A 14,659-nucleotide genomic window follows, 5' to 3' on the forward strand; every position below is an offset into this window, starting at 1 on the left:
AAACATATACTGATTTTGTTATATGTGAAACTACAGATCTGAAGCAGTATCATTTTATGTGGGAAGAAATCAGAGATACAAAAGTATATGTGCAAGGTTATCTTAAAATAAAAAAGGTCATAATGGGTGTTCAAAATGCATACCAGAACTATGAAACTGAAGTGCTAGGGATGGATGCAGAATAAGTGTGAAACAAATTTAATGTAAGATGATTATGTCTTTTCTATATATTTGGGGGATTTTTTGTAATAATATAGAATCTCAAATAATTACATTTAATGTAAATATTATGTATGTTTTGTGATAAAAAAAGCGCCCAACTTTGGACGCCTTTCATCAGTTACTGATCAAACATCGACGAACTATGAAGCGGCTGAACTTTTGCTTTTGGATCCATGTATGTTTTTGCATGGTTAACGGCTGTTGGTGCTTCGCCAAAACCGCAGGCGATTAATTTTACTTTGCCTTCGTATGTGCAGATGTCTCCGGCAGCGTATACGCCGGGGATGTTAGTTTCCATTTTCGAGTTCACCTTGATGGCGTTTTTCTCGATCTCCAGCCCCCATTCTTTAATGGGCCCAAGAGATGAGACGAAACCGTAGTTGCAAATCACAGCATCTATATCTAGTGTTTCTCTAATCCCTCCAGCAACTGTTTCAAGTACGACTTGTTTAATTCCGGTGTCATCACCAATTAGCTCTGTTGGTACAAATGGGGTTTTAACGTTGACTTTCGAATGGAACAGGTTTTGAACAGAATGCTCATGGGCGCGGAATTTATCGCGGCGGTGAACGATGGAGACCTGATCGGCAATCGGTTCCAGCATTAAAGCCCAGTCCACCGCAGAGTCTCCTCCACCGAAAACAACCACTTTTTTACCAGCGAACATTTGCAAATCCTCAATAAAATAATGAAGATTTTTCTTCTCATACTGGGCTGCGCTGGCAAGCCCTAATCTGCGCGGCTGAAATGCTCCATTTCCGGCGGTAATAATCACTGTTTTTGAATAATGTATTTCTTTATCTGTTGTTAGTTTAAAGGTGCCGTCCTCTTGCTTTGACAGTTTTTGAACAGATTGTTCCAAAACAACAGTTGGTTCGAACTTGGCCATTTGTTCTTTTAAATTATGGACTAATTCTTGTGCTCGAATTTTTGGAAAACCGGCAACATCGTAAATATATTTTTCGGGATATAGTGCTGATAATTGACCGCCCAATTGTGGTAAGCTCTCAATAATTTTTACGGAAACTTGTCTCATTCCCCCATAAAAAGCTGTAAACATTCCAACAGGGCCGCCGCCAATAATGGTAATGTCATATACCTTTTGATCTTCTCGCACTTTCCGATCCCCTCCTCATTCATTATCTTATCACAAAATCACGAAAAATTTCATTTTTCTGGATAATAAAACGATTAGAAATCGATTTGTTGTTTTATCAAAAAAATGGTGTAATTCCCTTGATAAGGAACAAAAATTAGCATAAGATATATTATAAATAGTTTATTAAGAAAAAGCACAATTTTGTGAACGTCAGGTATGTGAAATAGTAAACTTTCTCAAATAGGTAATTAAGAAGGATATTCCCTTGCTTTGTCTTAGTTCGTGAAAAAAATCACATACTTTTTCTCACCTTTTAATAAAAATGGATAAAGCAGTGGAAGATAAGAAAAAGAAATGATCAAAAACAAAAAGGTGGATGTGATTACATTGAGAAAGCCAAAAATTGTTATTCTCGGCGCCGGATACGGCGGATTAATGACGACAGTACGGCTGCAAAAGCACTTAGGAGTAAATGAAGCAGATATTGTATTAGTGAACAAAAATGATTACCACTATGAAACAACATGGCTGCATGAAGCTTCAGCAGGAACTCTGCATCACGACAGGGTGCGTTATAATATACGTGATGTGATAGACCGGAATAAAGTGGAGTTTGTTCAAGGTACAGTTATTGAAATCAAAAAGGACGAAAATAAGGTTATTTTGGAAAATGGCGAAATGGATTATGATTATCTTGTCATTGCCCTTGGCGGGGAACCGGAAACCTTTGGAATTAAAGGTTTGAAGGAATATGCCTTCGGTATTGTTAACGTCAACTCTTCCCGGCAATTACGAGAGCATATAGAATATCAATTTGCTACTTATAATATGGAGGCGGAAAAAGATGATAATCGTCTAACCATTGTGGTTGGCGGTGCCGGTTTTACAGGAATTGAATTCCTTGGTGAATTAACAGACCGAATTCCTGAGTTGTGTCATGAATATGATGTCGATTTTCATAAGGTAAAGATAATTTGTGTGGAAGCAGCACCTACGGTTTTACCGGGATTTGATCCTGAATTAGTGGAATATGCTGTTTCCCAATTGGAAAGCAAAGGGGTGGAATTTCTGATTGGAACGGCGATTAAAGAAGCTACCCCTGATGGAATTTTGGTGGCGAAAGGGGAGGAAGAACCCCGTGAAATTAAGGCAGGTACCGTAGTATGGGCTGCCGGTGTACGCGGAAGTTCCATCATTGAAAAATCCGGATTTGAGGCAATGCGGGGGCGGGTGAAAGTGACTCCGGAACTTCGTGCTCCAGGGTATGATAATATTTTCGTCATTGGCGACTGCTCACTTGTGATCAATGGAGAAATTAACCGCCCTTATCCTCCAACTGCACAAATTTCAATGCAGCAAGGAGAATGCTGTGCCCGAAATCTTGCAGCACTTGTTCGGAATAAAACAGAACTCGAAACATTCAAGTTTGACAATAAAGGAACTGTTTGTTCACTTGGAGAACATGATGCTATTGGCATTGTATTCGGCAAAAAAGTAACCGGAACGAAGGCTTCTTTCATGAAGAAAATGGTTGACAACCGCGCCCTTTACATGATTGGCGGCATCGGCCTTGTCTTTAAAAAAGGGAAATTTAACGTTTTATAATTTCAACAAAAAAGACAGTGAAATAGGATAAATCCTATGCGCTGTCTTTTTTTATTATTTGAGAATTTTTAGAAAATTTAAGAAACCATTAGAAAATAAAAGAAAATTTGAGTTGTATCCGTTTTCATAGGAGGTTTTTGGGCAAATTTAGCTCTTTTCTTTTTTAAAAAAACTTGATATATTATCAGAAAATTAAGTCATTAGACAAGGAGGCATCATATGACAATTCAAAGTGTTAAGGCTAAATCTTGTGATTATTGTTCGGGAACAGGTTATTTTCAGCTGCTTCTTGGAGGATCCGAAACTTGTCCTAACTGTGAAGGTTCAGGGAAGAAAAAAGAATCATAGAAATGAGTAGAAAGCTCCTTCGAACTAGTTTCGAAGGGCTGTTTTTTTGCTTGTTCTTATTGACTCGGTAGCTGCCATTCAGTAGACTAAAATGGAAGGATAAGGAGGAGACAGGCAGATGAGTATTGTAGTCTTAATTATCTCAATTGTCTTATTTTTTGTTCTGTTTTTTGGTATTGGTTTTATCCTGAATATGTTGCTGAGAATGTCGTGGGTCATGGCGGTTATTTATCCGATTGTGGCCATTTTTATTATTGATAAAGCTCCTTGTAGCGAGTATTTTACCAATTCGAAAGCAGCATTTAGCGATTTGGGGCATCGAATTGCTTCACTGGCAGCAGCCGATATTATCATTTTGTCAAGCGGGCTGCTGGGAGCGATTGCCGCAGGTTTTGCAATTAAGACGTTAAGAAAAAATGGCTATCAAATGTTTTAAAGACTTTCTGCGTTTTTAGCGGGAGTCTTTTTTTGTTTTTTGGTCAAACTGTTTGAAAAAAAGATCCCGTCGAAAAGGAGTTCATAACGCCCGAACGGCAAGGAAAGAGGAAGCTCCGGTAGATAAAAAGCGTTCATAACGCCCGAATGGAAAGGGCAGAGAAGAGTTCGGTCGATAAGGGCGATTCTTAACACCTAAAGGTCCTATCCAAAAACATGTTTAGACACCAACCTTTAGGGAAAAATTATTACTCCTTTTTTGAATAATTCACTCCACCTTGGGCATGAATATGTTGGAGGAGTGAATTAGTTAATGGAAAACTTTCAAAAATGGATGAAGCGGACGGCAATGTTTGTCCTTTTTGTGCTTGCTTTATTTGCAACGTTTCAATCCATATCCGGTGTTAGCGCGAAAACGTTATTTACAGAACTGACGCATACAAGCTCAAAAAGTGAGGGAGCCTCAGGAAAACCGCTTTCCTTGGAGGAGAAATTTGACTGGTCCAAGTATCCAAAGTATACCGTAACAGCTACCGGTTATACTGCAGGATTCGAGTCTACAGGAAAAAGTATGGGCGACCCGGAATACGGAATTACCTACTCCGGAGTGAAAGTGAAACGCGATCTATATTCAACCATTGCCGCTGATTTATCCGTCTTCCCGATTGGAACCATTCTATTTATCCCTGGATATGGATTTGGAGTTGTGGCCGATAAAGGGGGCGCCATAAAAGGAGACCGCCTCGATCTTTATTACAAAACCGTACAGGATGTTTACCGCCAATGGGGGAAAAAGAAGCTTGATGTTTATGTCATTCAAAAAGGTAATGGAACATTAACAGAGGAACAGCTGCGGGCGCTGAATGAGGAAAAATCTATGCAAGTGTTCCGCCAGCAATATATCAATTCGGAAAAAAGGTAGAAAAACAGGCATCAGGCCTGTTTTTTCTTTGCCTTTTTCTAATAGACTCTTTTTCGAACTTTATTGATATGGTAGTGATTAAATTAGAGAGGAGTATAATCCAAATTTAATTTTTGTACTAGTATGATTATTCTTTGGCCTTCGTTGTCCGAACTTGAGCCCACTTCGGACACATATGATGTTACCTTGATCTACATTGTCCGAATCCTAGGTTCACTCTGGACACTATGTATAAGTTTGATCTAGAAACAATTCTAGGTTAAAAACTTTATAGTAAATTTTCGGGACAAATAACAATTTTGCAGAAACAGATTATAAAATAGGAGATATCACCACAAACAAAAAGGGGAAGCCATCATGACGGACTATCCGATCGAGTACTATGAATTTTTTATCAGCTTTAATGAAGGAGATTATTATACATGCCATGATTTGCTTGAGGAGATATGGATGACTGACAAGGGGAATTTGTTTGTAAAAGGGCTGCTGCAAATGAGTGTCGCCATTTACCATTACGAATATGGGAATGTAAAAGGGGCGAGGGTGATGATGCAGACTGCCCATCATTATTTGCAGGACTACCGCCCCAAATATTGGGGGATGGATTTGGAACAAGTGTATTCATTTATGGAACAATGCCTGGCACTATTCCCGAAAGAGATTGACCGCGTTCCATTCGAGGAAGCCATCAATTTGCCGCAGCTGCCCCAATTATTTCTCTATTTAGAGGATGATTAGATAGTCGAAATAAAATGTTGTTTTAGCTATAATATTGGGTGAGGTGAAGACCATGTTTCATGTGAAAAAAGAAATAGATTTGACAAGCGGACATGAAGGGTTAATTATTGGTGTATTGGATCAGCCGAAAAAATTTGCAAATGTATTGGCAAAGATTGATGACGCTTTTGCCGGTCAATTGACGGAGCTTGTAAAAGAAGGGGATATTTCCGCGAAATTAAAAAGGATTAGCAAGGTACATAGTTTCGGCAAAATTGGTTCAAAGCGGATTTGGTTTGTTGGTTTAGGAAAAGAAAAAGAACTATCCTTTGATAAGCTCAAACACGCATTTGGAAGAGTATTTACAGAAATTAAAGCTGCTAAACTAACGGAAGCCGCCGTTTATTTGGATTCATTTGTGACCGAAAAAGTAGATCATTTAGATGCAGCACACGCTTTTAGTGAAGCGTTTACATTATCAACATATGAATTTGCCGGCTATAAACAAAAGTCAAATGAACCGGAGAAAAAGATAGAGCAGTTGACGGTTTATTGTGAAGCTGCGGATGAGGAGGAAATACGGGCTTCTCTTCAAGTGGGGTATATATTTGGGAAAGGCACCAATTCTGCCCGAACCCTTGTTAACACCCCAGGGAATCTGCTGAAAGCGTCCGATATGGCGGAGTATGCCCGAGAAATTGGTAAAAAGTACAATTTTGAAGTGGAAATTTTAGATAAGCCGGAAATTGAAAAGCTAGGAATGGGAGCATTGCTGGCTGTTAACCAAGGATCCGTTGAACCTCCGAAAATGATTGTCCTGAAATATCAAGGAAAAGAGGAATGGACGGATACAATCGGGTTAGTCGGAAAAGGAATCACATTTGATACGGGCGGTTATTCAATAAAAACAAAAGCCGGTATTGTTGGGATGAAAACAGATATGGGTGGAGCTGCAGCTGTTCTTGGAGCAATGGAAATTATCGGTGAGCTTAAGCCAGAGCAGAATGTCGTTGCTGTCATTCCTTCAACAGATAACATGATCAGCGGCGGGGCCTTTAAACCAGATGATGTTATTACATCGATGAGCGGCAAAACGATTGAAGTATTAAATACAGATGCAGAAGGTCGCCTCGTATTGGCAGATGCCATTAGCTATGCCAAGCATCATGGAGCCGAATATTTGGTAGATGTGGCAACATTGACAGGCGGAGTGATTACCGCTCTCGGCCTCCATACGACCGGAGCCATGACCAATAATGAGGCTTTATACGAGCAAGTATTAGAAGCAAGCATAGAAGCGGGAGAACAAATGTGGCAATTGCCGTTATTTGAAAGCGAGAAGGAGCGGGTCAGAAGCAGTAGAATTGCTGATTTGAATAATTCTCCTGGCCGGGAAGGGCATGCGATTGTTGCCGGGGCGTTTATCGGGGAATTTGCTGAAGATACCCCGTGGGTTCACCTGGATATTGCCGGTGCGGCTGTAACAGAAAAAGCTCATGATCTTGGTCCTGCCGGCGCTACCGGTGTCATGACCCGGACACTTGCCCTATTTGTGGAGCGGTTCGAGCCTTTAAAATAAGTGATCGACGATTCTAAGCCCTGTATCTACGGCCTAATATTTTTTAAGCCCACGCCATTTCCTCCTTTTTCGCATACAAAATAGTGTAGGCAAGTAGACATGAAATGGAGGTAATGCTTGAGTGTACCCTTATCGAAGTCCGTACCCAGTCGCCGACCAAAGATTTTTAGGCGGATTATGGGGATGGCCGCTAGCGATCGGCGGTCTAAGTTTCTTAGGAGGATTAATTGGCGGAGGAATTGGCGCTTGGGCAGCCAAGCCAGGGGGATTTGGCTACCCGGGATTTGGCTACCCGGGATTTGGCTATCCAGGGTTTGGTTATCCAGGATTTGGCTACCCGGGATATTATTAAATTTGTCACAAAAAAGCAGCTTCAAGTAGGAGCTGCTTTTTCCAATTTTTACGGAATAAACAGGAAATCGCCTCACAAACAGCGAATAGGTAATAATGTATCATTTACATTCTGGAGGAGAATTCGATGAAAGACACATTAATGGCAGCACTAGGAATTGAAATTACAAAATTGGAAAAAGGAAAAGTAGTCGCCACGATGCCTGTTGATGAACGAACCCGCCAGCCTTATGGCATTTTGCACGGGGGAGCATCTGTTGCTTTGGCTGAAACGGTCTCAAGTATCGGGGCTTATGAACTTTGTGATCAAGAAACTGAAGTAGTCGTGGGGCTTGAAATCAATGCAAATCATGTACGGCCAAAAGCAGATGGGGTTGTGACAGCCGTTGGAACCGTGTTGCATCAAGGCAGAACGACCATGGTATGGGATATCAAAATCACCGATGAACGGGACAAGCTTATTTGTGTTTCTAGATGTACCATGGCGGTAGTAAAACGAAATCGATCAAATGGAAGCAATTAAAGGAATGGTATAGATTACCTTTCCTTTTTCTTTCTATTGTTGAAAAAATTCAAAAAATTGATTTTAAATTCATGTTATAATGGATCATATAAAAATAGCAAAAAAGCACAATTTTTTGTACATGTTTTTCAATATAATGTAGTAAATATATTTCTGTTTAAAAGGTGGTGATCAAGATGAAAGCAAAACAGCAATATTTATTTATTGATTTTGAGTTTACAATGCCAGAACGAAATACAAAAATGAAGGATTTTTATGCGGAAATTATTGAAGTTGGTATTGTTGCAGTCGTTGACGGGCAAATCATGAAGCAATTCTCCTCATTTGTTACGCCGGTTAAATTCCCGAAATTATCAGAACGGTGTAAATCCTTCTTACATATTACACAGCAGCAAGTGGACTCCGGATTATCTTTTGATGAATTGATTCGCAAATTGGAGGAATTTAATCAGGAACACATCGAAACAACCATTGTAACATGGGGAAATATGGATATGAAGGTACTAAGGCAAAATTGCTTGGCAGCTAGAGTCGCCTTTCCATTCCAAAATACGAAAGAATTGGACTTGTCGATGGAGTACAAACGTTTCTTTGGCGACCAAAATCAAACAGGCCTTTGGAAAGCTGTGCAGGAATATGGCAAGGAGGGGACTGGACGGCATCACCGTGCACTTGACGATGCCTTAACTACTTATAATATATTCAAGCTTGTTGAAAAGGATAAACGGTATTTGGAAAAACCAAAACCAACTACCATTGGCGATCGGATTGACTTCTCCAAGTTATTAAATGAATTCGCATAAAAGGCCAAACCATCTTAAATGGATTTGGCCTTCCATATTTAAGACTTGAAATACCCTTCCTCTAAAGATTCCAAACATTGCAAGCTCATTTCGTCCCATTTGGAAGAATTTTCTTTTAGCTCCTCTTTCATTTTTGCAACTGCTTCCTTCAATGAATCCAGATAATTGGGGACTTCTCCTTCAAACGGCTTGACCATCTGCTTCGGAATATTTGTCTGCTCTCTGAAGCTGAGTGCCTTTCGTTCATGAAACATTTGTACATCGGCATCTTTTGGGTTGTGCAAATCTCCTTGCATTGGATGCTTCAGCACCGCAAGTACTCTTACTAAATAGGTTTGCGGCCGGACCTCTGTTATTTCACCAATATATTTCCCTGTTTTATAAATTCCTGTCACGACTGTTCCAATCTGCAAATCTTCCATAAACTCATCTCCTTGCTTTCATTTTATAATGAAAAATTATAAATTAAAAACATAGTGCAAAAAAATGGAGGGATGCTAATTGCGAAAAGGTTTGCCAATCCTATTCCTGCTAATGATGATATTGGCAGCTTGTGGGACAAGCACGAAAAAAGATACAGCAGAACCAAAGAAAGGAGATCAGAAGATGTCAAATGAAGCCTATCCTCAGCTGACAAAGGAAGTGACTGATCATGAGCGTGTCGTGGAAATGGAAACTTCCATGGGTTCTATAAAAATCAAATTATTTCCGGAATATGCTCCCAAAGCAGTAGAGAATTTTGTGAAACATGCACAGGATGGTTATTATAACGGCCTTATTTTCCACAGAGTGATTAAAGATTTTATGATTCAAGGAGGGGATCCGAACGGCAACGGAACTGGCGGCGAAAGCATTTGGGGCAAGCCGTTTGAAGATGAATTCTCCGATCATCTATTTAATCTTCGCGGAGCATTGTCTATGGCCAATGCAGGACCTAATACAAACGGCAGTCAATTTTTTATCGTCCAAGATAAAAAATTAGATCCATCGATGAAGAAACAAATGGAGCAGGCTGGTTATCCGAAGGAAATCATTAACGCATATGATAAATATGGAGGCACACCATGGCTGGATCACCGCCACACCGTGTTTGGCCAAGTCATTGAAGGGATGGATGTCGTCGATAAGATTGCCGCAACACCTGTTGATGCCAAAGACAAACCGAAAACGGATGTCACCATTAAAGAGATTAAAGTTTTGAAATAAGTTGGTTTGGAACATCTATAATTGCTATAATAAGTAAATAAGTCCTTTAAATAGAAGGGAAGGAAAATGATGTTCCAACTATTCGTACTGGCGGATTTTCTCTATTTCCCGAAGGATAAATCAGAGTACATCCCGGCAACGATCAGTCTTGCGGTTTTTATGATTTTGGCGTTTATTACAATGAGAATCATCATTAAAGTATCGAAACGTCAAGAAGAAAAGGCTAAAGAATTTGAAGAACAATTAATGAAAAACCAATCCGTTCAAAAGGACAGCCATTAGAAGTGCTGTTCTTTTTTTGTATAGGAAAAACGAAGCTAGTTCATACTATACGCAAATTGCCGATTGCGGGGGTTACATATGAAGAAAAGTTGGATCATCATTCCGCTCTTAATTTTTTCAGGTTGTATGAAAGCAGATATTACACACATGACTGTTAAAATGGTGAATACCGAGGGGAAGTCAATTGGCACTGTTAAACTGGTTGAGCAGCCAAGGGGTGTGGAAATGACTTTGGATTTAAAAGATCTTCCTCCTGGTGTTCACGGACTCCATATTCATGAAAAAGGAAAATGTATAAAGCCTTCTTTTCAATCAGCTGGTAAACATCTTAATCCGGAGCAGAAAAAACATGGCCTGCTTAATCCGGCGGGGGCTCACGCCGGCGATCTGCCCAATATAACGGTTCAAGAGGACGGCTCGGTAAAAGTGGACGTTTTGGCATCAAATGTGACGATGAAAGAGGGGAGAATTAATTCATTATTAACAAAAGACGGAACAGCGCTTGTGATCACTTCCAAGAAAGATGATGGGATGTCACAACCTTCAGGTAATTCCGGCAAGCCAATTGCCTGCGGGGAAATTTCAAACCATAAACAGAAAAAGTAGCAAGGCTTCTAACTAGCCGAAGTAAAGGCTGTTTCCTGAATGGAAATAGCCTATTTTACTTTTTATAGGCATAAGCTTAAGCTTATCCAGGTAGTTTGACATACACTATGGTTGAAAACAATTAGGAGGCGAAATAAATGGCAGAAAGACAATATTATGGAGGCTATCCAGGTCAGCCAGGTTACCCGCAAACAGGTTATCCTCATATGACAGGAAGCTATCCGGGGGCGGGGTACCCTCATTATCCACAAACAGGTTATCCACATATGGGAGGATACCCATATTGGCATCATCACCACCACCATCATCATCCGGGATATCCATACGGTACGACAGCTCCTCATACAGGCTATCCGTCAGGTTACCCGCAAACCGGTCAAACGCAGATTCCGGGACATTATGGCTATCGTAAAGGAAAAAAATAAGTATTATTCTGCTGACCTGTTCCCTTTTGGGGGACGGGTTTTTCTTCAGCTATAAGAATGAACACTTAATTTCGGTAAATAATAAAAACTGACCATGGAAATGGAGGCAAGACGAAAAAGTTGTATGAAATAAATTTTCGTTTATAATTAAAGGTATGTGAAATATTTTTCAAACAACCTGAAGGGATGATTTAAATTGACTAAGCAACAAATTGGCGTTGTCGGTGTAGGCGTAATGGGAAGAAGCCTTGCTTTAAATTTTGAAAGCAAAGGATTTTCCGTTTCTGTTTATGACTTATCCGCCGAAAAGGTAAATGAAATTCTTGAAACGCATAAAGGGAAAAATATTATCGGAACAACGAATACGGAAGAATTCGTTCAATCTTTGGAACGTCCGCGCAAAATTATGTTAATGGTAAATGCCGGTGTGATTACAGACAAAGCGATTGAGTCGCTCGTTCCTTATTTAGAGAAAGGCGATATCCTGATTGATGGCGGGAACAGCTTTTTCCAAGATACGATCCGCCGAAACAAAGAACTTGAAGAAAAAGGCATCCTGTTCATTGGTGCCGGAGTATCCGGCGGTGAAGAAGGAGCACTTAAAGGCCCTGCCATTATGCCAAGCGGACAAAAAGAAGCTTATGAGGCAGCAGGTCCGCTGTTAACAGCGATTTCAGCAAAGGTAAATGGCGAACCATGCTGTACATATATCGGACCAAACGGGGCTGGCCACTATGTCAAAATGGTCCATAACGGAATTGAATATGGAGACATGCAGCTTATATGCGAATCTTACCATTTAATGAAATCACTTCTCGGCTTATCGACCGATGAGCTTCATGAAGTATTTCAAGAGTGGAATAAGGGCGAGCTTGATAGCTATTTAATTGAAATTACGGCGGACATTTTCACGAAAAAAGATCCGGAAACAGGCAAACCATTAGTAGATGTGATTTTAGATACTGCCGGACAAAAAGGAACAGGGAAATGGACAAGCCAAAGCGCCCTTGATTTAGGGGTTCCGTTGTCCATGATCACTGAATCTGTATTCTCCCGCTTCCTCTCAGCAATGAAAGAGGAACGCGTTAAAGCAAGTAAAGTATTAAAAGGACCGAACCAAACGAAATTTGCTGAAAACAAGCAGGAGTTTATTGAACTGATTCGGAAAACCTTATATTTCAGTAAAATTATCTCTTATGCCCAAGGATTTTCCCAATTTAAAGTGGCTTCAAAGGAATATAACTGGGATCTTAAGCCTGGTGAAATCGCGAAAATCTTCCGCGGCGGCTGTATTATCCGTGCTGCATTCCTGCAAAATATCATGGATGCCTACGACCGCAATCCGAACCTTGATAATCTATTAATGGATTCTTATTTCCAATCCGTTACTGCGGATTATCAAGAAGCAGCACGTGAAGTGGTAGCAGCTGCCGTTAAAGCAGGAATTCCTGTTCCTGGTCTTTCCAGTGCCCTTGCTTACTATGACAGCTATCGTTCAGAAGTCTTACCTGCCAATCTCTTACAGGCACAAAGGGATTATTTTGGCGCTCATACCTATCAGCGCATCGACCGGGAAGGAACCTTCCACACAGATTGGCTCGGAAAATAATATTCGAAAACTCACCAGAAATGGTGAGTTTTTTTGTATACTAACATTAAGGAGAGGTGAGCTAGGATGGGATTTTTAGATGGATTAATGGGGAATGCATCAGAGATCAATGTGGCTGATATTCAACGGGAATTTGCTGGAATTTTAGCTCCTAGTGAAAAAATAGAGAAAGCATACAAACTTATTCGTGATTTGTTTATTTTTACGAATAAACGGTTGATTTTAGTAGACAAGCAGGGGTTAACAGGAAAAAAGGTTGAGTATCATTCCATTCCTTATCGGCATATTACTCATTTTAGTATTGAAACGGCAGGACACTTTGATTTGGATGCAGAATTAAAAATTTGGATTGCCGGTAATCCTGTTCCACTGCAAAAGCAGTTTAATCGAAATTTAAATATTTACGAGCTTCAAAGCATTTTGGCGGAATATGTGCTGTAAGTAAAGGTGATGAAGATGAGAAAAGAGGTTCAAACCCATTTGAAATATGTGGATATCCTAAATGAATGGAATCCGTTTAATTTAAAAAAAGGTAGCTATGAAACCGAAATTGCAGATTGTATACAGGCTATCCATGAATTAGACGATCCATTAAGGCTTGCGAAAAGGATTCAAAGCATTTACGAATTTTCATTTGAGGAAAAAATTCCACTGGAAAGCTGTTTAAAAACAGCGGGCGAATTACTGGCAGTTAAGGCAGAGGATGCATGTGAATTATTAGAAAACTGGCCGATTGGCGAGCCCGATAGTGCGAAGACAGAGGCCTAGTTGCACTTATGCCGATAGGAATGTTTTCTATCGGCTAAAAAAATGGACAGCTAAATCAATAGCCGTCCATTCAAAAAGGGGGGAATACTAGAAAGCTTGTACTTTAAGTATTTCCAGATTTTCTCTCCTATAAACATGAAAAGCAGAAAAAATAAAAAAGCGGCAATATACCGCTTTTTTAGTCTATATTTATATTATTGTAACCGAGTCGAGGCTGTATGAACTTCCAGTTGTTTCAAAAGTTCGGAGGCAGGGATATCTAAAACCGTGGAGAACTTTAAAATGGTCTGATTGCTTGGAATTTGCTCTCCAGATTCATATTTTTCAATCGTTTGTCTTCCTACCCTCATTTTTTGCGCCAGTTCTTCCTGTGTCATTTTCCGAAACTCACGGGCTTCCTTAATCGTTTGTCCGACCGAATTCATACGATTCACCTCTCATAGTCATTTTTCACTATTAAGTTTACCATAAATTTCATCTCTTTTCTTCCACCTTTTTGAACATTCTGTGAAAAAAACTCAGATCGTGCTTTTATTTTCCCCTATTTTAGTCAATGAAACCTAATTTTGATAAAAGATGCTCCTTATGATATAATTTTTTAATGCGTATATAGGGGTATAAAATATTTTTTTACTTAGGAGTGTTTGCATGACGGGAAAATTTGAAACAGGAAGTGTTATAACCGGAAAAGTGACAGGAATTCAACCTTATGGTGCATTTGTTGCGCTAGATGATCAAACGCAAGGTCTTGTCCATATTTCGGAAATTACGCACGGATACGTAAAGGACATTCATGACTTTTTGAAAGTCGGTGACGAAATTAAGGTTAAAGTATTATCAGTTGATGAAGAAGCCGGAAAAATCGGTTTATCCATCAAAGCAACAGAAGAGCCACCGGCACGGGAGAAAAAGCCACGCAGACGCCAAGCGGCTGCCATTATTTCAGAAGGCGATGAAGGCCAGCAAGGCTTCAATACGTTAAAAGAAAAACTCACAGAATGGATTGAACAATCCCAAAGTGAAGATTTAATTAGAAAATAGCTTTTTTAAAAAGTCTGGAGAGGGTTTCCCTTCTTCCAGATTTTTTTCGCAATTCTTCATTCTTTTCATGTGGTGGGCTACAATAAAAGCGTATATAGAATTACGTTATGGGTAGTGT

Annotated in this window: 20 protein-coding genes and 1 pseudogene; 18 read left to right on the forward strand and 3 right to left on the reverse strand. The window is 39.8% G+C overall.

Annotation, left to right across the window (positions count from 1 at the left end):
• Positions 1–185: pseudogene (locus BFU02S_RS09930) on the forward strand (darcynin family protein); the annotation flags it as partial.
• Between the two features lie 155 nt (positions 186–340).
• On the opposite strand, the gene BFU02S_RS09935 reads toward BFU02S_RS09930, so the two are convergent.
• On the reverse strand, positions 341–1,339 hold the full coding sequence (locus BFU02S_RS09935) for an NAD(P)/FAD-dependent oxidoreductase (protein ID WP_066369864.1): 999 nt from the start codon (positions 1,337–1,339) through the stop codon (positions 341–343).
• 369 nt (positions 1,340–1,708) lie between these two features.
• Between BFU02S_RS09935 and BFU02S_RS09940 the strand changes: the two genes are divergently transcribed.
• The 9 genes from BFU02S_RS09940 (at position 1,709) to kapD (ending at position 8,604) form a co-directional block, all read left to right on the forward strand.
• Complete coding sequence (locus BFU02S_RS09940; protein ID WP_066369910.1) at positions 1,709–2,926, forward strand: NAD(P)/FAD-dependent oxidoreductase; 1,218 nt, start codon at positions 1,709–1,711, stop codon at positions 2,924–2,926.
• A 219-nt stretch (positions 2,927–3,145) separates the two neighbouring features.
• A complete protein-coding gene (locus BFU02S_RS17000) occupies positions 3,146–3,274 on the forward strand; it encodes a YuiA family protein (protein WP_169797587.1) in 129 nt (42 codons plus the stop codon).
• Positions 3,275–3,392: 118 nt separating this feature from the next.
• Positions 3,393–3,710, forward strand: a complete 318-nt coding sequence (locus tag BFU02S_RS09945; RefSeq protein ID WP_066369866.1) for a YuiB family protein — start codon at positions 3,393–3,395, stop codon at positions 3,708–3,710.
• A gap of 312 nt (positions 3,711–4,022) precedes the next feature.
• Positions 4,023–4,631, forward strand: coding sequence for a stationary phase survival protein SpsC (gene spsC / locus BFU02S_RS09950; protein WP_066369868.1), 609 nt, complete (start codon positions 4,023–4,025; stop codon positions 4,629–4,631).
• A gap of 357 nt (positions 4,632–4,988) precedes the next feature.
• Positions 4,989–5,369: a DUF309 domain-containing protein gene (locus BFU02S_RS09955; RefSeq protein WP_066369870.1), complete on the forward strand. Its 381-nt coding sequence runs from the start codon at positions 4,989–4,991 to the stop codon at positions 5,367–5,369.
• Between the two features lie 52 nt (positions 5,370–5,421).
• Complete coding sequence (locus tag BFU02S_RS09960; RefSeq protein ID WP_066369873.1) at positions 5,422–6,927, forward strand: leucyl aminopeptidase; 1,506 nt, start codon at positions 5,422–5,424, stop codon at positions 6,925–6,927.
• 121 nt (positions 6,928–7,048) lie between these two features.
• On the forward strand, positions 7,049–7,279 hold the full coding sequence (locus BFU02S_RS09965) for a hypothetical protein (RefSeq protein ID WP_066369876.1): 231 nt from the start codon (positions 7,049–7,051) through the stop codon (positions 7,277–7,279).
• A gap of 126 nt (positions 7,280–7,405) precedes the next feature.
• Positions 7,406–7,801, forward strand: a complete 396-nt coding sequence (locus BFU02S_RS09970) for a hotdog fold thioesterase (RefSeq protein ID WP_066369879.1) — start codon at positions 7,406–7,408, stop codon at positions 7,799–7,801.
• Positions 7,802–7,977: 176 nt separating this feature from the next.
• Positions 7,978–8,604 (forward strand): 3'-5' exonuclease KapD, encoded by a 627-nt coding sequence (gene kapD, locus BFU02S_RS09975; protein WP_066369883.1) that lies wholly within the window; start codon positions 7,978–7,980, stop codon positions 8,602–8,604.
• A gap of 38 nt (positions 8,605–8,642) precedes the next feature.
• On the opposite strand, the gene kapB is transcribed toward kapD, so the two are convergent.
• Positions 8,643–9,026 (reverse strand): kinase-associated lipoprotein KapB, encoded by a 384-nt coding sequence (gene kapB / locus BFU02S_RS09980; RefSeq protein ID WP_066369886.1) that lies wholly within the window; start codon positions 9,024–9,026, stop codon positions 8,643–8,645.
• A 184-nt stretch (positions 9,027–9,210) separates the two neighbouring features.
• On the opposite strand from kapB, the gene BFU02S_RS09985 reads away from it, so the two are divergent.
• From BFU02S_RS09985 to BFU02S_RS10015, 7 genes are all read left to right on the forward strand, one after another.
• Positions 9,211–9,810, forward strand: a complete 600-nt coding sequence (locus BFU02S_RS09985) for a peptidylprolyl isomerase (RefSeq protein ID WP_439951003.1) — start codon at positions 9,211–9,213, stop codon at positions 9,808–9,810.
• Positions 9,811–9,879: 69 nt separating this feature from the next.
• Positions 9,880–10,092, forward strand: coding sequence for a hypothetical protein (locus tag BFU02S_RS09990; RefSeq protein ID WP_439951004.1), 213 nt, complete (start codon positions 9,880–9,882; stop codon positions 10,090–10,092).
• 78 nt (positions 10,093–10,170) lie between these two features.
• Positions 10,171–10,698 (forward strand): superoxide dismutase family protein, encoded by a 528-nt coding sequence (locus BFU02S_RS09995; RefSeq protein WP_066369891.1) that lies wholly within the window; start codon positions 10,171–10,173, stop codon positions 10,696–10,698.
• A gap of 137 nt (positions 10,699–10,835) precedes the next feature.
• Positions 10,836–11,123: a hypothetical protein gene (locus BFU02S_RS10000; protein WP_066369894.1), complete on the forward strand. Its 288-nt coding sequence runs from the start codon at positions 10,836–10,838 to the stop codon at positions 11,121–11,123.
• A 196-nt stretch (positions 11,124–11,319) separates the two neighbouring features.
• On the forward strand, positions 11,320–12,732 hold the full coding sequence (gnd, locus tag BFU02S_RS10005; RefSeq protein ID WP_066369896.1) for an NADP-dependent phosphogluconate dehydrogenase: 1,413 nt from the start codon (positions 11,320–11,322) through the stop codon (positions 12,730–12,732).
• Between the two features lie 66 nt (positions 12,733–12,798).
• Positions 12,799–13,173, forward strand: coding sequence for a PH domain-containing protein (locus tag BFU02S_RS10010; RefSeq protein WP_066369901.1), 375 nt, complete (start codon positions 12,799–12,801; stop codon positions 13,171–13,173).
• 15 nt (positions 13,174–13,188) lie between these two features.
• Positions 13,189–13,500, forward strand: a complete 312-nt coding sequence (locus BFU02S_RS10015) for a DUF1871 family protein (protein WP_066369902.1) — start codon at positions 13,189–13,191, stop codon at positions 13,498–13,500.
• 194 nt (positions 13,501–13,694) lie between these two features.
• On the opposite strand, the gene BFU02S_RS10020 is transcribed toward BFU02S_RS10015, so the two are convergent.
• Complete coding sequence (locus tag BFU02S_RS10020) at positions 13,695–13,925, reverse strand: helix-turn-helix domain-containing protein (RefSeq protein WP_066369903.1); 231 nt, start codon at positions 13,923–13,925, stop codon at positions 13,695–13,697.
• Positions 13,926–14,148: 223 nt separating this feature from the next.
• On the opposite strand from BFU02S_RS10020, the gene yugI reads away from it, so the two are divergent.
• Positions 14,149–14,541, forward strand: a complete 393-nt coding sequence (gene yugI / locus BFU02S_RS10025) for a S1 domain-containing post-transcriptional regulator GSP13 (protein ID WP_066369907.1) — start codon at positions 14,149–14,151, stop codon at positions 14,539–14,541.
• Positions 14,542–14,659 lie beyond the last annotated feature (118 nt).

This window comes from Neobacillus fumarioli NBRC 102428, from assembly GCF_001591485.1.
Lineage (GTDB): Bacteria > Bacillota > Bacilli > Bacillales > Cytobacillaceae > Neobacillus > Neobacillus fumarioli.